The sequence below is a fragment of the Streptomyces sp. NPDC053560 genome (assembly GCF_044544605.1).
Taxonomy (GTDB): Bacteria; Actinomycetota; Actinomycetes; order Streptomycetales; family Streptomycetaceae; genus Streptomyces.
In genome coordinates this window covers 610,867-628,756 of the sequence record NZ_JBITXI010000003.1, presented here as the reverse complement: position 1 = coordinate 628,756, position 17,890 = coordinate 610,867, and the positions used below count along the sequence as shown (strand labels likewise).

Below are 17,890 nucleotides of genomic sequence, written 5' to 3'. Positions count from 1 at the left end.
TCGCCTCCCTGCGCGCCCAGGGCGACGGCGGCCTGGACCACTCCGCCCTCCTCCGCGGCGTCGAACGCCTCTCCGGCCTCCCCACCCAGGCCTGACCCACGGGGACACCTGACGGAACGCCGCCCGGTAGCGCCACCGGGCGGCGTTCTGCTGTCCGCGGTTCGGCGTGCCCTCCGCCCCGTACACTGATGCAACGTTCGTTAAGTCCTGAGGGGGGCGACGGTGCAGCCTGCCGGTCAGAGGGCCATTCTCGACGCCGCCCGGCACGAGTTCGCCGGGCGCGGATACGGCGCGGCGTCCATCCGGGACATCGCCCGGCGCGCCGGTGTCAGCCTCTCCGCGATGTACCACTACTACTCCGGCAAGCAGGAGCTGCTGCACGCCCTGCTGCACGAGAGCAGCCTGCGGTACTTCGCCTCCTGCGACGAGGAGCTGGCGCGGACCGGCGAGGACGCGGGGGAGCGGCTGGCGGCGCTCGTCCGGGCGACCGTCCGCTACCGCGCCGAACGCCGGCTGGAGAGCAGTCTGCTGCTCACCGAGTGGCGCCACCTCTCCGAGGACCGCCTGAAGGAGGCGCGGCAGCGGCAGTACGACGGCTCGCGGCTGTTTCACGAAGTGGTCGACGCCGGCGTGTCGCAAGGAGTTTTCCGTACGCCGCATCCGGAGGACGCCCGGCGCGGTGTGATCGCCATGTGCAACGCGGTGGCACAGTGGTATCACGAGGGCGGCGATGTCGGAGTGGACGAACTCGCCGAGAGGTACGTGGAGTTGGCGCTCGTCCTGGTGGAGTACCGGCCGGCGGGCAGCCTGCCGCGCAGGTCCCGCTGACCCTCCGCGGGGCCCCGCTTAACGACCGTTCAACTCTCTTTCCCGCCCCAATCTGCTCCTTCGCGCCGTGCCGACTGGTCAGATGTCCGACTCGCCGGACGGTTGTTCCCGGTAGAGTCCCGCCGCGTGCGATCAGCCGTGGGGGAGGGGCTCCTGTGCCGAAATATGAAGAGCTGGTGGCGTGGGCCGGTGCCGGGCACGTCGTCCGTGCCGAGCCGGACGCCGTGGCGGGGTGGCGGATACCGGAGCGGCAGAAGGAGTTACTGGTGACCACCGGCATACCGGTGGTGGACAACCTCATCGGTACGGCGTCCTTCCAGTACGAGCCCGAACCGCAGCTGCGCACCCGTGACGGCCGGCTGCTGTACCGGCTGACGCAGAATACGCACGGCAGCCGTTCGTCCGCGCTGACCTGGGCGTTCGGTGTCGACCCCGACTCCGGCGCGGTGTACTACGTACTGCCCGACGGCGAGGCGTGGTTCGCCAACTCCTCGATAGAGCTGTGGCTTCGTACGCTGCACCACTACGGGCTGCACGTCAGCAGGTCGGCGATCCTGAACGACCCGCACGGCGAGGAGGACGCCGCCGTGGCCGAGCTGGGCCGGCTGGCTGTGCAGCTGAAGGCCATCGACCCGCCGGCCTTCGACGGGTTCGTCGGCTACATCTGGGTCGAGTTCCTGGAGAGATGGCTCTGGTGAGCCTCCGTCGAGGCGCTGGCGGGGCCCGGGCGGGCCGGGTGCGGGCGAAGGGCGGCCGATCGGTCTCGGACCTTTAGCGGCCTCTTTGCGTCGACTTGCCGGTCGGTTTTTCGGCGCGGCCCGGGGGCCCGCTGCCCGGCCGACCGTACGGCCCAGGCCGGCCGTCTCACCGTTCACCCGCGCCCACCAGCGACGTTGTCCGCGACAGGGTCGCGGGCCGGATCTCGGCCGGGTCGCGTGCGGCGGGTACGGCAGCGGCCGCGGATGTGCGAGCGCCGCAGCGGGAAGCCGTGTGGCGCATGGTGCGGATGGGCTGCCGCGACCCGGGGCGCGGCGGACGTGGTACAGCGGCCGGCCTGCGGAGGTGCCGGGCCGGGCCGCCGTACGGAGGCGGGGCCGCCGTCCGCGCCGGACAGGCTCGACGGGGCTTCCGCCCGCGCCCTGGACAGGACTTCCGTGCAGCCGTAACTTAACGATCGTTCGTCAGCGGGGCGCGCCCGGGACGCGGGCGCACCACGGAGGTGCGACGGAAGGGGTCCAGGGGTGCGGCGGACGGTGTTCAACGAGGACCACGAGGCGTTCCGGGAGACACTGCGGAGCTTCATCGCGAAGGAAGTCGTCCCCGTCTTCCCTGCCTGGGAGCAACAGGGCCACCCCGACCGGGACTTCTACCGCCGCCTCGGCGAGCTGGGCGTGCTCGGCGTCCAGGTGCCCGAGGAGTACGGCGGCGGGGGCGAGGCGAGCTTCAAGTTCAACGCGGTCGTGATGGAGGAGGCCGCCCGCGCCGGGGTCTCCTTCGGCGGCCACTCCGTGCACTCCAACCTCATCCTGCCGTACCTCCTCGCGTACGCCACCGAGGAGCAGAAGCGCCGCTGGCTGCCCGGCTTCGCCGCCGGCGACATGATGACCGCCATCGCCATGACCGAACCGGGCACCGGCTCGGACCTCGCGGGCATGCGGACCACGGCCGCGCTCTCCGCCGACGGCGCTCACTACGTGCTCAACGGCGCCAAGACCTTCATCACCGGCGGCGCCCTCGCCGACCTCGTACTCGTGGTCTGCCGCACCTCTCCGCCCGACCCCGACGACCGCAGGGCCGGCCTGTCCATCCTGTGCGTGGAGTCCGCGAGCGAGGGCTTCGCCGTCGGCCGCAGGCTGGACAAGATCGGCCTGAAGTCCTCCGACACCGCCGAACTCTCCTTCACCGACGTGCGGGTCCCGGCGGAGAACCTGCTCGGCGAGGAGGGGCAGGGCTTCGCCCACCTCACCCACAACCTCCCGCAGGAACGCCTGACCATCGCCCTCGGCAGCACCGCGGCGGCGACGGCGGCGGTGCGCTTCGCGACCGAGTACGTCAAGGACCGCACCGTCTTCGGGAAGCCCGTCGCGGCCTTCCAGAACACCAAGTTCGTGCTCGCGGAGTGCGCCGCCGAGACCGAGGCCGCGCAGACCTTCGCGGACCGGGCGCTGGAGCTGAACGACGCGGGCGAGCTGAGCGTCGCCGACGCCGCCAAGGCCAAGCTGTTCTGCACCGAGGTGGCCGGCCGCGTGATCGACAAGTGCCTTCAGCTGCACGGCGGATACGGCTACATGACCGAGTACCCGATCGCCCGGCTGTACGCGGACACCAGGGTCTCGCGCATCTACGGCGGCACCAGCGAGGTCATGAAGACGATCATCGCCAAGTCGCTCGGCCTCTGACGCCGGCCGTCCGGCCCCCTCTCGCTGCCTCCCTCCTCCCGGACCACGAGCCCGCTCCCTTCCGGCCGCGAAGGGCATTCGGAAAGGCACCCGCATGCAGACCACCGGAATCTCCGCCGTCGTCACCGGCGGCGCCTCGGGCCTGGGCCTGGCCACCGCCCAGCGCCTGCGGGCCGGCGGCGCCGAGGTCGCCCTGCTCGACCTGCCCACCTCCGACGGCGAATCGGTTGCCAAGGAAATCGGCGCGGTCTTCGTCCCCGGCGACGTGACCAGCGAGGACAGCGCCGCCGAAGCCGTCGCCGCGGCCGCCGCGCGCGCCCCGCTGCGCCTCACCGTCAACTGCGCCGGCATCGGCGGCTCCGTACGAGTCGTCGGCAAGGACGGCACGGCCGACACCCTCGAACGCTTCACCCGGATCGTCCACGTCAACCTCATCGGCACGTTCAACGTGCTGCGCCTGGCCGCCGCCGAGATGGCCCGGACCGAACCGGTCGACGGCGAGCGCGGCGTCATCATCAACACCGCCTCCGTCGCCGCGTACGAAGGCCAGATCGGCCAGCACGCGTACTCCGCCTCCAAGGGCGGCATCGTCGGCATGACCCTGCCGCTCGCCCGCGACCTCGCGGCGCGCGCGATCCGCGTGATGACCATCGCGCCGGGCCTCTTCGACACTCCGCTGCTCGGCCGCGCGCCGGAGCACGTCAGGGAGGCGCTGGGCAAGCAGGTGCCGCATCCGCGGCGGCTCGGCACGGCCGGCGAGTACGCCCGGCTCGCCGAGGCGATCATCGCCAATCCGATGCTCAACGGCGAGGTCATCCGGCTGGACGGCGCGATCCGCATGTCCCCCAGGTAGCCGCCCCCCATGGCCTCCTCCCCTTCTTCTTCCTCCAGGACGGAGCTTCCTCATGCGCGATGCCGTCATCGTCGACGCCGTACGTACCCCCATCGGCAAGGGCAAGCCGGGCGGCGCCCTCTCCGGCGTCCACCCCGTCGACCTGTCGGCCCATGTCCTCAACGCGCTGGCCCGGCGCACCGGCCTGGACCCCGCTCTGGTCGACGACGTGGTCTGGGGCTGTGTCTCCCAGGTCGGTGAGCAGGCGGGGTGCGTCGGCCGGTACTCCGTGCTCGCGGCCGGCTGGCCCGAGTCGGTGCCGGGGCTGACCGTGGACCGGCAGTGCGGGTCCTCGCAGCAGGCCGTGCACCAGGTGGCCGCCGGTGTCATCGCGGGGCAGTACGACATCGCGGTGGCCGGCGGCGTCGAGGCGATGTCGCGGGTCCCGATGGGTGCCGCGCGGGCCGGGAACGAGTACGGCAGGCCGTTCGGTCCGCTGGTCGCCGAGCGCTACGACCACGTGCGCTTCCACCAGGGCGTCGGCGCCGAGATGATCGCCGAGGAGTTCGGGCTCTCCCGTACCGAACTGGACCAGCACGCCCTCGATTCGCACGCCAAGGCCGCCCGCGCCATCGACGAGGGCCGCTTCGCCGGGCAGCTCGCGCCCGTCACCGTCCCGGACGGTGACGGTGGCGAGCGGGGCGTCGACACCGACGAGGGGGTGCGCCGGGGCGGCAGCCTGGAGAAGCTGGCCGGCCTCACCACCCCGTTCAAGGAGCACGGGGTCATCTCCGCGGGGAACGCCTCGCAGATCTCCGACGGTTCGGCCGCGCTGCTGATCACCACCGGCGAGATCGCGCGGCAGCACGGCTGGACCCCGATGGCCCGGATTCACACCGCCGTACTGGCCGGCGTCGACCCGGTCACCATGCTCAAGGGCCCGATCCCGGCGACGGAGAAGGCGCTGAAGCGCTCCGGCCTGTCGATCGGCGATATCGGCGCCTTCGAGATCAACGAGGCGTTCGCTTCGGTGTCGCTCGGCTGGCAGCGCACCGTCGGCGCCGACTACGAGCGGCTGAACGTCAACGGCGGCGCCATCGCGCTCGGCCACCCGCTCGGCGGCTCCGGCGCCCGTCTGATGACCACCCTGGTCCACCACATGCGCGACCAGGGCATCCGCTACGGCCTCCAGGCCATGTGCGAGGGCGGCGGCATGGCCAACGCCACGGTGCTCGAACTGCTCTGACCGGGGCGGTCAGGCCGGTGCGGCCGGGGTCCAGGCGACCGGCCGCCCCGGCGCTCCGGAATGTTCGGTGACCTCGCCGCGGGTGGCGAGGAGCTTGAGGTGGGCGAGGGTCTCGGCCAGAGCGAAGCGGCGCTGCTGGAGGCCGAACTCCTGCCAGCTGCGCGACCACTTGAGGTGTGCCGCGAGCTGCCAGGCGGTGGCGTCGGGGTGAGCGGTGACCGCGGCCAGGGTCTCGGCCAGCCGCTCGGTGTGGTGCCGGGCGATGTGTGCGAGCCGCTGGTCCAGTTGCCCGAAGCGGTATTCGTGCGCGGGCAGCACCTCGTCGACGTCGTAGCCGGTCAGCTTGTCCAGCGAGCGGAGGAAGTCCGCGAGCGGGTCGCCGGTGCTCTGCAGCAGGTACCCGATCGAGGGGGTGATCCGCGGCAGCACGTGGTCGCCCGAGAACAGCAGCTGCCGGTCGGGCGCGTAGAAGCAGGAGTGCCCCGGGCTGTGGCCCGGCGTCCAGACGACCCGCAGGTCCAGGCCGGGGAGGGTGATGCGCTCGCCGTCCTGGAGGAGGACGTCCGGCCGCGGGGCGTGGAGCAGCCGGTCGGGGTCGATCGCGTCGGCGGTGGCGTTCGCGTCGGCGAGCGCCATGCCGTGCCGGGTGAGGTGGCCGACGTAGCCGCGCCGCCACTTCTCGTACGTGTCCAGCTCCGGGCCGACCGTACGGGCGTCCAGTTCGTGCAGGGCGACGTAGGCGCCGGAGGCCTCGCGGACCCGGCCGGCGAGTCCGAGGTGGTCGGCGTGGTTGTGCGTGACGAGCACGGCCCGGACGTCGGCCACGCCGTATCCGATGCTCGCCAGGCCGTCGTTGAGGGCCTGCCAGGAGATGTCGGCGTCCCAGCCCGCGTCGATCAGGGCCAGGCCGTCGCGGAGTGCGAGTGCGTAGACCAGGACGTAGCGCAGCGGGTTGTCGGGAATGGGTACGGGCAGGGACCACAGGCCGTCGCGGACGCGTTCGACGGGCGGCAGCACTCCGTCCTGCCAGGCCCGCCACTGCACGTGGCCGGTGATCTCGGCTGTTGCGTCGGCTGTCACAGGAGTCCGGTCCCTTCGATGTACCCCAACGGCGGCGAACGAGCGTTAAGTTTACAAGCCAACCATCGGGCGGGGCAGGGGTAAGGATCATCTCGGCCACGGAGAAATCGCGGGCAGGTGAAGGTTTTTGGACCTTCCGACGGGACCTGGACAGGGCCGGGTACGCCGTCTTAGCTTAACGATCGTTCGTCTGTGTGTGATCTCCGTGCCCGCTGTGCCGTCAGGAGCCCTCATGTCCGATGTGGTCCGCACCGAGTACGCCGACGGTGTCGCCGTCATCACGATCGACCGCCCGGAGGCCCGCAACGCGGTGAACCTGGCCGTCTCCGAAGGCGTCGCCGCGGCCCTGGACGAGCTGGACGCCCGGGACGACCTCGCCGTCGGAGTCCTCACGGGCGCGGGCGGCACCTTCTGCGCCGGAATGGACCTCAAGGCGTTCCTGGCCGGTGAACGGCCCAGCATCGAGGGGCGGGGCTTCGCCGGGCTCACCGACGCGCCGCCCCGCAAGCCGCTGATCGCCGCGGTCGAGGGGTACGCGCTGGCGGGCGGCTGCGAGGTGGTCCTCGCGTGCGACCTCGTGGTGGCCGCCGAGGACGCGAAGTTCGGCCTCCCCGAGGTCAAGCGCGGTCTGGTCGCCGCGGCCGGCGGACTGCTGCGGCTGCCGCAGCGGCTCCCGTACCAGGTCGCCATGGAACTCGCCCTGACCGGCGCTTTCCTGCCCGCCCCGAAGGCCCACGCGTACGGACTGGTCAACCGGCTCACCGAGCCCGGCGGGGCGCTGGCCGGCGCGCGGGAGCTGGCCCGGGAGGTCGCCGCCAACGGCCCGCTGGCCGTCCGGGTCTCCAAGCAGGTGATCGCCGGGGCGCCGTCCTGGCCGGCGGACGAGACGGCGGAGCGGCAGCGGGCCCTCGTCGAGCCGGTGTTCGTCTCGCAGGATGCAAAGGAAGGCGCTCGCGCATTCGCCGAGAAGCGCCCGCCGCGCTGGACGGGGCGCTGAGGCGGCCGAGGCCGCTGAGCACCGCCGCCCGTAGCAGCCACCCGCAGAGACCGAGACCGACACCCCCGAGGAGTCGCACCGTGTCGCGTACCGCACTGGCCTACCCGTCCCTGCCCGCCGGAGCCGTGCTCGCCGGGGCAGCGCGGCGCTTTCCCGACCGGCTCGCGCTGACCGACGGGCGGGCGAACCTGACGTATGCCGAGCTGTACGACCGGGCGTCGCGGTTCGCGCGCGGGCTGCACGAGCACGGTGTGGCGCCGGGCGAGACCGTGCTGCTGATGATTCCCAACTGCCCGTGGTTCCCGGTGGCGTACTGGGGCACGCTGCTGGCAGGCGCGGTCGTCAGCCCGGCCAACCCCGCCCAGCCCGCCGTCCCGCTCGCCGCGCAGCTCGCCGACTCGGGCGCCCGCGCCGTGATCGCGTACGCGGGCGCGCTGCCGTCCGTGTACGCCGCCGACGCGCCGGGCGTGCGCTTCACCGCCGTCGTGCGGGGGCCGGGTGACACCGGAGGGCCGGCCGGTGACGGACCGCCGGCCGCCGTTCCCGAAGCCCCGGCGGGCCGGACCGTACTGGCCGCAGACGACCTTCTGGCGTACGGCACGGCCGAGCCCGTCCGCCGGGCCCCCGGGGATCTGGCGCATCTGGCGTTCACCGGCGGCACCACCGGCCGGTCGAAGGCCGTCCGCGTGCTGCACCGCAATGTGATCGCCAACGTCGCGCAGACCGTGTGGGTACGGGCCGCCGGGCGGCTGTACGACGACGGCGGAGTGGTCGGCGTACTGCGCGACGAGGCGGCGGCCACACCGCACCACTCCGTGCACGGCGCCGATACGACGCTCTCCGTCGCCCCGCTCTTCCATGCGATGGGCCTGATCGGCATGGCCGCTCACACGGCCATCGGCACCACGGCCGTGCTGCACGACCGCTTCGACCCCGTGCGCTACCTGGACGACATCGAGGCGCACCGGGTGGGTTCGGTGGGTGGCTCACCCACGATGTACCGGGCCTTGCTGGCCTCTCCGGCCAGCGCCGGGCGGCGCCTGAAGTGCGTACGCCACATCAATTCCGGGGCCGCGCCGATGGACCCGGAGACGCGGCGGCGGCTCGCCGGTCTCTTCCCGGAGGCGCTGTTCACCGAGGGGTACGGGCTCACCGAGGCCACCATGGCGCTGGCGATGTGGCCGCTGGACGCCGAGGCCGGGACCCCGCACGGCACGGTCGGCGTCGCGCTCCCCGACACCCGGCTGTCCATCCGCGATCTGCTCGATCCGGCGCGCGAGCTGCCGGTGGGGGAGACCGGCGAGCTGTGGGCGCGCGGCCCGCAGATCACCGACGGGTACGAGGGGCACCCGGAGCTCACCGCAGAGCAGTACGCCGACGGCTGGCTGCGTACCGGTGACATCGGCCGGCTGGACGAGCGGGGTCACCTCTTCCTGTCGGGGCGCGCCAAGGACATGCTCATCTACAAGGGGTACAACGTCTATCCGCTGCATCTGGAGGACGTCCTGGCCGGGCATCCCGCGGTGGCGGCGGCCGCCGTGATCGGCGCGCCGGCGGCGGACGCGGGCGAGATACCGGCCGCCTATGTGGTGCTGCGGAACGGCGCGACGGCCACGGCGGAAGAGCTGATGGCGTACGTCGCCGAGCGGGTCGCGCCGTACCAGCGGGTGCGCGAGGTGCACTTCACCGACGCGCTGCCGGTGTCGGCGGCGGGCAAGGTGCTCAAGACCTCTTTGCGGGAGCGGCATGCCGCCCGGAGCGCCGAGTAGACCCCGTGCCGGACCCCGTGTCGTGAAGATCACGGCAGCTGGTCGGCACCGGTGCGGCGGCGTTGCCCGGCCGCTAGCGTCATGGCGTATGCAGACGACTCTGTACGGCACCGACGTGGTGCTGCGTCCCGCCACACCGGACGACATCCCGGCCCTGGCCGCGATCCGGGCCGAACCCCAGGTGTACGCGTGGTGGCGGGGCGGGAACGATCTGACGGCCGCGGTCGCCGATGATCTCGCCTCGTCCGACGCGTTCGCGTACGCGATCGAGTACGGCGCCCGGATCATTGGCGCGATCCAGTGGTCTCAGGAGTCGGATCCGGACTATCGGCATGCGAATATCGACATCTATCTGACGTCCGCGCTGCACGGCCGGGGGCTGGGGACGGACGCCGTGCGCACGCTCGCACGCCACCTGTTGACGGAGCGTGGTCACCACCGGATCACCATCGACCCGGCGGCGGACAACGGGGCGGCCATCCGCAGTTACCGGAAGGTGGGGTTCCAGCCGGTCGGGATCATGCGCCGGTACGAGCGCGGACCCGACGGCACCTGGCACGACTCGCTTCTGATGGATCTGCTGGCCGACGATCTGACGGACTGAACGGTGTCGTTGATCGTTCGGAGGGGTAGTGCGCCCGAGACCTTTGGCATATGCGGGAAGTCCTCGATCGGCGGTCGGAGGCGGTCGGGATGGCGACAGGGCGTGAAATATGCGCTGTCGACTTCGGTCGGGGAAAGGGGAATTAAGTTCACCATCGATCAGGACGAGCCGTTTCGCGGTGCGCCGAGACAGATATATGCGTAGTTGAATAGAGCGTCACACCGCTCGCCGGGGGGCGCGTCGCCGTCCGGTCGGACCGGCGTGCGCGCGGGGAACCGGAACCCGTCGGGCGGAAGTGACGTGGAGTGGCGCGAGACAACTGCGGCGGTCTGCCCGGTCGTCGGCCAGGCGCGGAGAGGAACGATTTTTCCCATGCATGATGTGACACGTTCGACCCCTTCCGCTGAAACGATTCCCCGCTACGCTCGCTGGTCCCCGGACGCCGTCGGCCCGGCCGTCGGCGCCCAACCGGAATGCCCCCTCGTCCCGTTGACGTCGAGAGAAACGAGCCCCGCGCGATGACGCACACCGCCAGGACCGCCTTCGGCTACTTCGACCAGGCTCTTGCCCTGGAACCCGGCCGCTACGAGAGGGCCCGGCGCCGGCACCGCCAGATCACCGCGGCGCTGAAGAACGCGGGCCTGATCGAGAGCAGCTGCCTGCAGGGCAGCTTCGCCCGCAAGACCCGTATCGCCCCGCTGGACGACGTCGGCATGGTGATGGTCTTCCACCGGCGCTTCGCCCGCCTCGTCAAGCGCCCCGGCGGCGCCGCCGACGCCATGGCGATGCTCTGCGACGCGGTCACCGAGGCGTTCCCCGGCTCCCGGTTCGGCGACGAGGACCGCACCTCCCGCGCCCTCCAGGTCACCTTCCCCGACCTGGACGTGACCTTCGGCCTGACGCCCGCGCTCGCCGACCCGCGCTGCACCGACCTGCTCACCGCCGACTGGGAGCGGGACTCCTGGGAGCGGTCGGCCGTCCGCACGCTCAACCGCGTCATCGGCAGGCACGACCACGCCACCGACGGCCGCTTCGTCCACCAGGTCCGGATGCTGAAGGCATTAAGGAACGGCCACCCGGCGCTGCGCGAGACGCGCGGCCTGCTGTGGGAGGCGCTCGCGTACGAGGCGGTCTCGGGGCCGCGGCAGCACACCGACGCGGTCGCCACGGCGCTCACGCACGGCGCGCAGGCCGTCTCCGGCCCCGTCCTGGACCCCACCGGCTCCACGGACCTGACCGAGGGCTGGTCGCGGGAGCAGCGCCGGGCCCGCGCCGAGGTACTGGCCGCGCTCGCCGCGCAGGCCGCCGAGGCCCGCCGCCGGGAACGGTCCGGTGACCACGAGGGCGCGATCCGCGTCTGGCACGGCGTGTTCGGGTCACCCTTCCCGGCCACGGCCGTCGGCGCCGAGCAGACCGCCGGCACCGGGCACCGCGCAGCGCGCCGGGGCAGCGCGCCGAGCCCGCGCGTCCGTACCTTCGGCCCCTTCACGACCCGCCCGGTGACCTGGTCCGTCTTCGCCGGCGCGACCCGGTCGCCCGTACGGTGAGGCAGGCCGGCGGGGCACCCGCCGGCCTGCCGCGCGCCCGCACGGACAGGGCGGCGGCCGCCGGGGCACCGTTCCTACGGGCCGTCAGGCGGTGTCCCCGGCCGGCAGGTCGCCGGCTTCCTGCAGATGCGCGCACCGGGGTGCCGCCGCGTGGGCGTCCGCGGTGTCCGGGGCCGGGGCCGGCGCGGTGACCAGGGCCAGGTCGTTGGCGTCGGTGAAGTAGGGGCGGACCCGCGCGCGGGCAGCGCCCTCGCCGCGGTACGCCGACGGGTGGGTGTCGATGTCCTTGCGGGCGACGATGTCCCCGCCGATCCGCCCGATCCGTACGGCCATGCCGTCCGGCAGCAGCAGCCGCAGGTCCCAGAACTCCCGGTCCCGCGGCGTCACCCCGGTCACGTGCCCGGTGAAGTCCACGTGCGGCAGCAGACAGCAGAACCGTCCGGCACCCAGCTCCGTCGCGGGCAGCCGCAGCACCATGGGCCGGTCGCCGCGGCGCGTCGCCGTCACCACCGCGCCCGGCGTCAGCACGGCGCCCAGCAGCTCCGCCTCGACGTACGTGACCGAGGGCCCGACCGCGACCCACACCGCCTCCGCGTGCGCGGCACGCCGCCACACGCGCAGCACCAGCCGGCCGCTGTCGGTGGCGTACGGGATCCAGGACCGTACGGCGTCGGCGGTCACCTCCGGGGCCCGGCCGACCAGCGCGGCCCGCTCGACCATCGGCGTGCGCACGTGCCGCTGCACCCCGTCGGCGCGCCGCCGTACCCACACCTCCCAGTACCCCTCGGCGAGTGACATGCGGGGCAGCCGCAAGCGGGTCCGGTACGGGCCGCCACGGCCCTCCCGGGCGGGCGGCGGCAGCGGGACCCGGATCTCCTCGGCGGAGTCGCGGCGGCGCAGTACGAGATCGGCGGGGCCGGCCAGTCCCGCGGCGGGGAAGGTCAGTTCCAGCGCACCGTCGTCGGCCGCCGCGCAGCGCGCCACGGGACGCAGCTTGCGCGCCGTGCCGTCGGCCCGTGCGGCAGCGGCGGGGGAGATCCGCCGCACCATGCCGAGCAGCGGTCCGGCCGTGGCGGGCCGCTGGAGGAGGGGGCGTACCGCGCGCCCGGCGAGCTCCCGGCCGGCGCGCAGCAGCCGGTCGTGCGGCGCCGGCCCGGTGCCTCCCCGCAGCGCGTGCGACCCGTGGGGCTTCTGCCGCGTCTGCGGTGCGCCGCCGCCCTTGCCGGTGCGCGCGGCGAGGTCCTCGAAGAGCTTGACGTAGGCGTGCGCGATCGCCGAGGGCGCGTAGTCCAGCGCCTTGGCGCGGGCGGCCGCGGCCATCGCGGCCCGCCGCTCGTCGTCCGCGATCAGGTCCAGCAGCGCCGCCGCGAAGTCGTCGGCGTTCCCCGGCTCGACGAGCAGCCCGTCCACCCCGTCGGCGATGATCTCGCCGGGTCCGAACGGGCAGTCCGTGGAGACCACCGGCAGCCCCGCGTGCATCGCCTCCACGATCGTCATGCCGAAGGACTCGCCGTCCGAGGTGACGGCCGCGATCGAGCCCTTGGCCCACTCCGGTTCGATCGGCGCGTGCGCGCCCATCATCGTCACCTGCTCGCACAGCCCCAGCTCGTGGATGCGCGCCCGCAGCGCCCGGGCTTCCGGGCCGCGCCCGTACAGCCGCAGCTTCCAGTCCGGCCGGTGCTCCACGACGCGCGCGAAGGCATCGATCAGCAGCCTGTAGTTCTTGATCCGGATGAGCCGGCCGGCCGCGACCACGAGCTTGTTCCGCCCGGAGGAGGGCGAGACGTCCGGCTGCGGCACCGCGTTGGGGATGCAGCGGATCTCGGTGGCGACGTCGGGCAGCGCCTCGCGGTAGATCCGGGCGTCCTGCCGGGAGACGGTGATGAACGCGTCCAGGTGCGCCACCGCCGCGTTCTGTGCCGCGCGCTGGTCCGGCCGGTGCATGTCGTGGGTGAGGTGTTCCTGGCCGACGAGGAGGGCCCGGGCGGGCCCGAAGCGGGCCAGGTAGACGTTGATGCCGGGACGGGTCCCGATGATCACGTCCGCGTCGGTGCGGCCGAGGTGGTTCTCGATCCGCTCGTCGACCAGCGCGCTGCACAGCTTGTACGGGCCGTCGCAGGCGGGATAGACGCGTGAGGGGTTGCCCTTCGGGTCGTGCGCGGGGTCGAAGCCGGGCTGGTCCCTGCGGGCCTCGACCAGCGGCACGACCCGTACCCGCGGGTGGACCGGCAGGGCCGGCGCCGACCGGGTCCGGATCATCGAGACGATCTCGACATCGTGTCCGGCCTCCGCCAGCGCGCCGGAGAGGTTGACGGTGGAGCGGATGGTGCCGCCGATGCCGTAGAGGTTGAAAAGGAGGAAGCACACCTTCAGCCGGCGTGCTGCCCATACGGGGGGCGCTGGACACGCCGCCGCTTCCGGAATCATGCCTGACACGACCACGTCGTCACGCTTCTGCACAGAACTGGAGAATATGACGCTAATTGTTACTCTATGAGTTTTCGCGACCGCGTGTCGCAAAGCGGCCCCCCAAACGGCCTATAAGCATCGGGCCTGGTGGCAGGGGGTGCACGAGGGATCCGCCCGGCCGCTGGGAGAGCCCGGAGGGCGTGGTGCGCACGGTACGGGCGGTCGCGCCGAGGCGCGGCGCGACCGGGATCTCCGGGCCCGCGGCGGCCGGCGCCAGGAACAGCTCCTCGGCCACCCGGGCGCGCCGTCCGGCGTCCGGAAGGCGGCTGCGCAGATCTGCGCCGCGGGCGGAAAACCCGTGGTCACCCTCGCCACGGTGTGCGAAAGTCCGGCCGTGACAGACATCGACGACATCCGGATCACCCCGCTCACGGAGCGCCCGTCGCTGGGCGCCCGGGTTTACGAAATAGCCGAGACCTGGCCGGCGTTCACCGCGCATGAGCCGGTCGTGGGCGCGTTGCTGAGCCGGGTCCTGGTGGAATTCCCCGAGTACTGCGTGGTGGCCACGGACGGCGACCGGATCGTGGCGCGGGGGCTCGCCGTACCGTTCGACGCGGCGGGCGAGGGGCGTACGGCGGCGCCGGAGCAGGGGTGGGACCGCGTGCTGGGGTGGGCCTTCGAGGACCGGCGGCACGGCCGCGCCCCGACGGCTGCCAGCGCTCTGGAGATCACGGTGGACACCGCGTACCTCGGCCGCGGCCTGTCGTACCGGATGCTGGCCGCGCTGCGCGACGCTGCCGTCCGGCAGGGCCATGACGTGCTGATGGCCCCGGTCCGCCCGAATGCCAAGCACCTGGAGCCTCGCGTGCCCATGGCCGAGTACGTCGGCCGGCGGCGTACGGACGGCCTGCCCGCCGACCCGTGGCTGCGCGTCCACGTCAAGGCCGGCGGCACCATCGAGCGGATCGCCCCCGCCTCGATGACCGTCGGCGGCTCGCTGGCCCAGTGGCGGCAGTGGACCGGCCTGCCCTTCGACCGCGATGGCGACGTCGACGTTCCCGGCGCGCTGACCCCCGTCCACTGCGACACCGCGCAGAACCATGCGGTCTATGTCGAACCCAACGTGTGGGTGCGGCACGATCTGCGGCCGCGCCCCGCCGGAGAACGGCGGGCGGCGGGCGGTTGACGGGCCGCCAGAGGGCCGTCGATCGTCCGGACGGGGCGGTGCACGGGTATGGACGCGGCCGGGTTCTATCGTGCTTTGATAGCACCATTGGACGGGTGGTGAGGGGGCGACTCGGCCGCGGCCACCCCGGACCGCGTCGGAAGGACGTCACATGACCGTGCACGACCGGCAGCAGCCCGCAGCAGCCCCGCTCCGCTCCCGCGCCTGGTTCGGCGACGGTGGCAAGAACGGCTTCATCACCCGGCACGCGCTGCGCGGCATGGGGCGCGGCGGGCACAATTTCGACGGCCGGCCGGTCATCGGCATCTGCAACACCTACTCCGAACTGAATCCCTGCAACGGCCACTTGCGGCTCATCGCGGACGCGGTGAAGCGCGGCGTGCTCCAGGCCGGCGGCTTTCCGCTGGAGTTCCCCGCCATGTCGCTGGGCGAGCCGATCATGCGGCCCACCACCATGCTCTACCGCAACCTCGCGGCCATGGAGATCGAGGAGCAGATCCGCGCCAACCCGATGGACGCCGTCGTCCTCCTCACCGGCTGCGACAAGACGACACCCGCGGCGCTCATGGGCGCCGCGAGCGCCGGTGTGCCAGCGATCGTCTTCACCGGCGGCCCGATGCTCAACGGCCGCTTCCGGGGGCGTGACGTGGGCTCCGGTACGGACGTGTGGCGGATGACCGAGGAACTGCGCGCGGGCACCATCACGCAGGAAGAGTTCACCGAGTTCGAGAGTTCGCTGAACCGCAGTGCGGGCCACTGCATGACCATGGGCACCGCCTCCACCATGGCCTGTCTCACCGAAGCGCTCGGCATGATGCTCCCCGGCGGCTCCGGGCTGCCCGCCGTCGACTCCCGCCGGGGCACCCTCGCCGAGGAGACCGGCGTCCGCGCCGTCGCACTGGCCGGCAGCGACCTCACCCCGCGGCGCATCATGACCCGCGCCGCCTTCGAGAACGCCATCCGCGTCAACGCCGCCATCGGCGGCTCCACCAACGCCGTCCTCCACCTCCTCGCCCTCGCCGGACGCCTCGACGTGCCCCTCGCGCTGGACGACTTCGACCGGCTCGGCGCCGAACTCCCGCTGCTCGTGGACCTGATGCCCTCCGGCCGCTTCCTGATGGAGGAATTCGCGTACGCGGGCGGACTGCCGGCCCTCATCAACGACATCGCGGGCCATCTGCACCGCGACACCGTCACCGTCACCGGCCGCGGCCTGCTGGACAACTGTGCCGGCGCCGAGGTGTACGACCGCGAGGTCATCCGCCCGCTCGACCGGCCCGTCCAGCCCGCCGGCAACGGCACGGCCGTACTGCGCGGCAACCTCGCACCCGGCGGCGCCGTCATCAAGCAGTCCGCCGCCGACCCCGAGCTGCTTGCCCACACCGGGCCCGCGCTGGTCTTCGACTCGCTGGAGGACTACCTCGCCGTCGCCGAGGACCCCGCCCTCGACGTCACCGCCGACACCGTCCTCGTCGTCCGCAACAACGGGCCGAAGGGCTACCCGGGCATGCCCGAGGTGGGCAACGTGCAGCTGCCGAAGAAGCTGCTCGACGAGGGCGTGCGCGACATGGTGCGGATCTCCGACGCCCGCATGTCCGGCACCGCGTACGGCACCTGCGTCCTGCACGTCGCCCCCGAGGCGGCCGTCGGCGGCCCGCTCGCCCTCGTCCGCACCGGCGACCCGGTACGCCTGGACGTGCCCGCGCGCCGGCTCGACGTCCTGGTCGAGGACGCCGAGCTGGAGCGCCGCCGCGCCGCCTGGCAGCCGCCGCGCGCGCACGCCGAACGCGGCTGGCGCTACCTCTACGACCGGCACGTCACCCAGGCCGACACCGGCGTCGACCTGGACTTCCTGCGCGGCGCCAGCGAATCGGCGCCGCCCCGCCAGGCGTTCTGACCCCGGCCCGCCGGGAGCCGTGGAAGGTGTGACAATCGGCGGGGCGGCCACCGGCCGTCCCGCGGCGGGGCACACGAGAAGACGGGGAACGGCGTGGAACTTCAGGGCCTGCACGGGCAGGTGGTCGACCGCATCGGCCGGTCCCTCGCCGCGGACGAGATCCGCGCAGGCGAGGTCCTGCGCCTGGAGGACGTACAGGAGCGGTACGGCGTCTCGCGCACGGTGGCGCGCGAAGCTGTCCGCGTCCTGGAGTCCAAGCGCGTGGTCACCAGCCGCCCCCGCGTCGGCATCACCGTACGCCCCCTCGCCGAGTGGAACCTCTACGATCCGCAGATCATCCGCTGGCGGCTGGCCTCGCCCCGGCGCGAGGCCCAGCTGCGCGAACTGGCCGAACTGCGGGCCGCCGTCGAGCCGTCCGCCGCCGCCCTCGCCGCCTCCGGCGCGGCACCCGGCGCCCGCTCCGCGCTGACCGGGCACGCCCGCGCCATGGCGGACGCCGCCCGGACCGGCGACCGCGCGGCCTTCGTCGCCGCCGACGCGGCCTTCCACCGCGCACTGCTCACCGCGTCCGGCAACGGCATGTTCGCCCAACTGGCCGAGGTGACGGAGGAGTTGCTGGTGTCCCGGCGGGAGCTGGCACTGATGCCGACCGCCCCGGACCCGGCCGCCGTGCGCTGCCACCAGGAGGTCGCCGACGCGGTCGCCGAGGGCCGCCCCGCCGACGCCGCACAGGCCGTCATCCGCATCCTCGACGCGGCCCGGGACGAGGTGGAACGGCTGCTGGAGGACGGGGCAGCAGGGGCATGCGCGTACCCGGCCTGAGTCCTGACGCTTCGAGGCGCGGGGGCGTCGCCCGGCAGCAGAAGCTCAGAAGCAACGGTCAGAAGTAGACGATGCGTACGACCGTGACCGTCAGCACGCTCTCGCTCACGTAGTAGCGGATCACGACGCCGGCGACGGTCGCCTCCCGCCGCTCCCGCTCCTTGTCGATCGCCGCGGAGCCGTGCCCGTAGGGATCATCGGCGAGCCGGCGCATCCCCGCGTCGAAGCGGGTGCGTAAGGAGGTGTCCATGGCATCGCGGGCCTGGTCGGCCGG

The 17,890-nt window shown here is 73.0% G+C and carries 15 protein-coding genes and 1 pseudogene; 13 read left to right on the top strand and 3 right to left on the bottom strand.

What is annotated here, in order from left to right; genetic code table 11:
- The 6 genes and pseudogenes from ACIGQF_RS09805 to ACIGQF_RS09780 all read left to right on the top strand — a co-directional run.
- Window positions 1-95 (top strand): annotated as a pseudogene (locus ACIGQF_RS09805) (2-hydroxy-3-oxopropionate reductase); the annotation flags it as partial.
- Window positions 96-222: 127 nt separating this feature from the next.
- Entirely contained in the window at window positions 223-828 is a 606-nt protein-coding gene (locus ACIGQF_RS09800; RefSeq protein WP_399707603.1) for a TetR/AcrR family transcriptional regulator, read from the top strand.
- Window positions 829-983: 155 nt separating this feature from the next.
- Complete coding sequence (locus ACIGQF_RS09795; RefSeq protein ID WP_361561729.1) at window positions 984-1,526, top strand: SUKH-4 family immunity protein; 543 nt, start codon at window positions 984-986, stop codon at window positions 1,524-1,526.
- A gap of 543 nt (window positions 1,527-2,069) precedes the next feature.
- Complete coding sequence (locus ACIGQF_RS09790; protein WP_399707601.1) at window positions 2,070-3,227, top strand: acyl-CoA dehydrogenase family protein; 1,158 nt, start codon at window positions 2,070-2,072, stop codon at window positions 3,225-3,227.
- 94 nt (window positions 3,228-3,321) lie between these two features.
- Window positions 3,322-4,080: an SDR family NAD(P)-dependent oxidoreductase gene (locus ACIGQF_RS09785; RefSeq protein WP_399707599.1), complete on the top strand. Its 759-nt coding sequence runs from the start codon at window positions 3,322-3,324 to the stop codon at window positions 4,078-4,080.
- A gap of 52 nt (window positions 4,081-4,132) precedes the next feature.
- The gene (locus ACIGQF_RS09780) at window positions 4,133-5,305 is read left to right on the top strand and encodes a thiolase family protein (RefSeq protein ID WP_399707598.1); all 1,173 of its coding nucleotides are present in this window, start codon (window positions 4,133-4,135) and stop codon (window positions 5,303-5,305) included.
- Window positions 5,306-5,314: 9 nt separating this feature from the next.
- On the opposite strand, the gene ACIGQF_RS09775 is transcribed toward ACIGQF_RS09780, so the two are convergent.
- Window positions 5,315-6,385: an MBL fold metallo-hydrolase gene (locus ACIGQF_RS09775; protein WP_399707596.1), complete on the bottom strand. Its 1,071-nt coding sequence runs from the start codon at window positions 6,383-6,385 to the stop codon at window positions 5,315-5,317.
- A gap of 232 nt (window positions 6,386-6,617) precedes the next feature.
- Between ACIGQF_RS09775 and ACIGQF_RS09770 the strand changes: the two genes are divergently transcribed.
- The 4 genes from ACIGQF_RS09770 (at window position 6,618) to ACIGQF_RS09755 (ending at window position 11,302) form a co-directional block, all read left to right on the top strand.
- Entirely contained in the window at window positions 6,618-7,382 is a 765-nt protein-coding gene (locus tag ACIGQF_RS09770) for a crotonase/enoyl-CoA hydratase family protein (RefSeq protein ID WP_399707595.1), read from the top strand.
- 80 nt (window positions 7,383-7,462) lie between these two features.
- Complete coding sequence (locus tag ACIGQF_RS09765) at window positions 7,463-9,151, top strand: class I adenylate-forming enzyme family protein (RefSeq protein ID WP_399707593.1); 1,689 nt, start codon at window positions 7,463-7,465, stop codon at window positions 9,149-9,151.
- An 88-nt stretch (window positions 9,152-9,239) separates the two neighbouring features.
- Window positions 9,240-9,755, top strand: coding sequence for a GNAT family N-acetyltransferase (locus ACIGQF_RS09760; RefSeq protein ID WP_399707591.1), 516 nt, complete (start codon window positions 9,240-9,242; stop codon window positions 9,753-9,755).
- Between the two features lie 518 nt (window positions 9,756-10,273).
- A complete protein-coding gene (locus ACIGQF_RS09755) occupies window positions 10,274-11,302 on the top strand; it encodes a hypothetical protein (RefSeq protein ID WP_399707589.1) in 1,029 nt (342 codons plus the stop codon).
- Window positions 11,303-11,386: 84 nt separating this feature from the next.
- Here the strand turns inward: ACIGQF_RS09755 and ACIGQF_RS09750 are convergent, their stop codons facing one another.
- On the bottom strand, window positions 11,387-13,762 hold the full coding sequence (locus ACIGQF_RS09750) for a glycosyltransferase family 4 protein (RefSeq protein ID WP_399707587.1): 2,376 nt from the start codon (window positions 13,760-13,762) through the stop codon (window positions 11,387-11,389).
- A 343-nt stretch (window positions 13,763-14,105) separates the two neighbouring features.
- Here ACIGQF_RS09750 and ACIGQF_RS09745 point away from each other — a divergent pair, with 343 nt between their 5' ends.
- From ACIGQF_RS09745 to ACIGQF_RS09735, 3 genes are all read left to right on the top strand, one after another.
- Window positions 14,106-14,897, top strand: a complete 792-nt coding sequence (locus ACIGQF_RS09745; protein WP_399707586.1) for an N-acetyltransferase — start codon at window positions 14,106-14,108, stop codon at window positions 14,895-14,897.
- 151 nt (window positions 14,898-15,048) lie between these two features.
- Window positions 15,049-16,794, top strand: coding sequence for an IlvD/Edd family dehydratase (locus ACIGQF_RS09740; protein WP_399707584.1), 1,746 nt, complete (start codon window positions 15,049-15,051; stop codon window positions 16,792-16,794).
- 93 nt (window positions 16,795-16,887) lie between these two features.
- On the top strand, window positions 16,888-17,616 hold the full coding sequence (locus ACIGQF_RS09735; protein WP_399707582.1) for a FadR/GntR family transcriptional regulator: 729 nt from the start codon (window positions 16,888-16,890) through the stop codon (window positions 17,614-17,616).
- 58 nt (window positions 17,617-17,674) lie between these two features.
- Here the strand turns inward: ACIGQF_RS09735 and ACIGQF_RS09730 are convergent, their stop codons facing one another.
- Window positions 17,675-17,866, bottom strand: a complete 192-nt coding sequence (locus ACIGQF_RS09730; protein WP_052864541.1) for a hypothetical protein — start codon at window positions 17,864-17,866, stop codon at window positions 17,675-17,677.
- Window positions 17,867-17,890 lie beyond the last annotated feature (24 nt).

Bases quoted from the DNA above. Each gene is read 5' to 3' on its own strand.
- ACIGQF_RS09760 (WP_399707591.1), top strand. From the start codon at position 9,240: ATGCAGACGACTCTGTACGGCACCGACGTGGTGCTGCGTCCCGCCACA.
- ACIGQF_RS09780 (WP_399707598.1), top strand. From the start codon at position 4,133: ATGCGCGATGCCGTCATCGTCGACGCCGTACGTACCCCCATCGGCAAG.
- ACIGQF_RS09740 (WP_399707584.1), top strand. From the start codon at position 15,049: ATGACCGTGCACGACCGGCAGCAGCCCGCAGCAGCCCCGCTCCGCTCC.
- ACIGQF_RS09785 (WP_399707599.1), top strand. From the start codon at position 3,322: ATGCAGACCACCGGAATCTCCGCCGTCGTCACCGGCGGCGCCTCGGGC.
- ACIGQF_RS09770 (WP_399707595.1), top strand. From the start codon at position 6,618: ATGTCCGATGTGGTCCGCACCGAGTACGCCGACGGTGTCGCCGTCATC.
- ACIGQF_RS09755 (WP_399707589.1), top strand. From the start codon at position 10,274: ATGACGCACACCGCCAGGACCGCCTTCGGCTACTTCGACCAGGCTCTT.
- ACIGQF_RS09730 (WP_052864541.1), bottom strand. From the start codon at position 17,866: ATGGACACCTCCTTACGCACCCGCTTCGACGCGGGGATGCGCCGGCTC.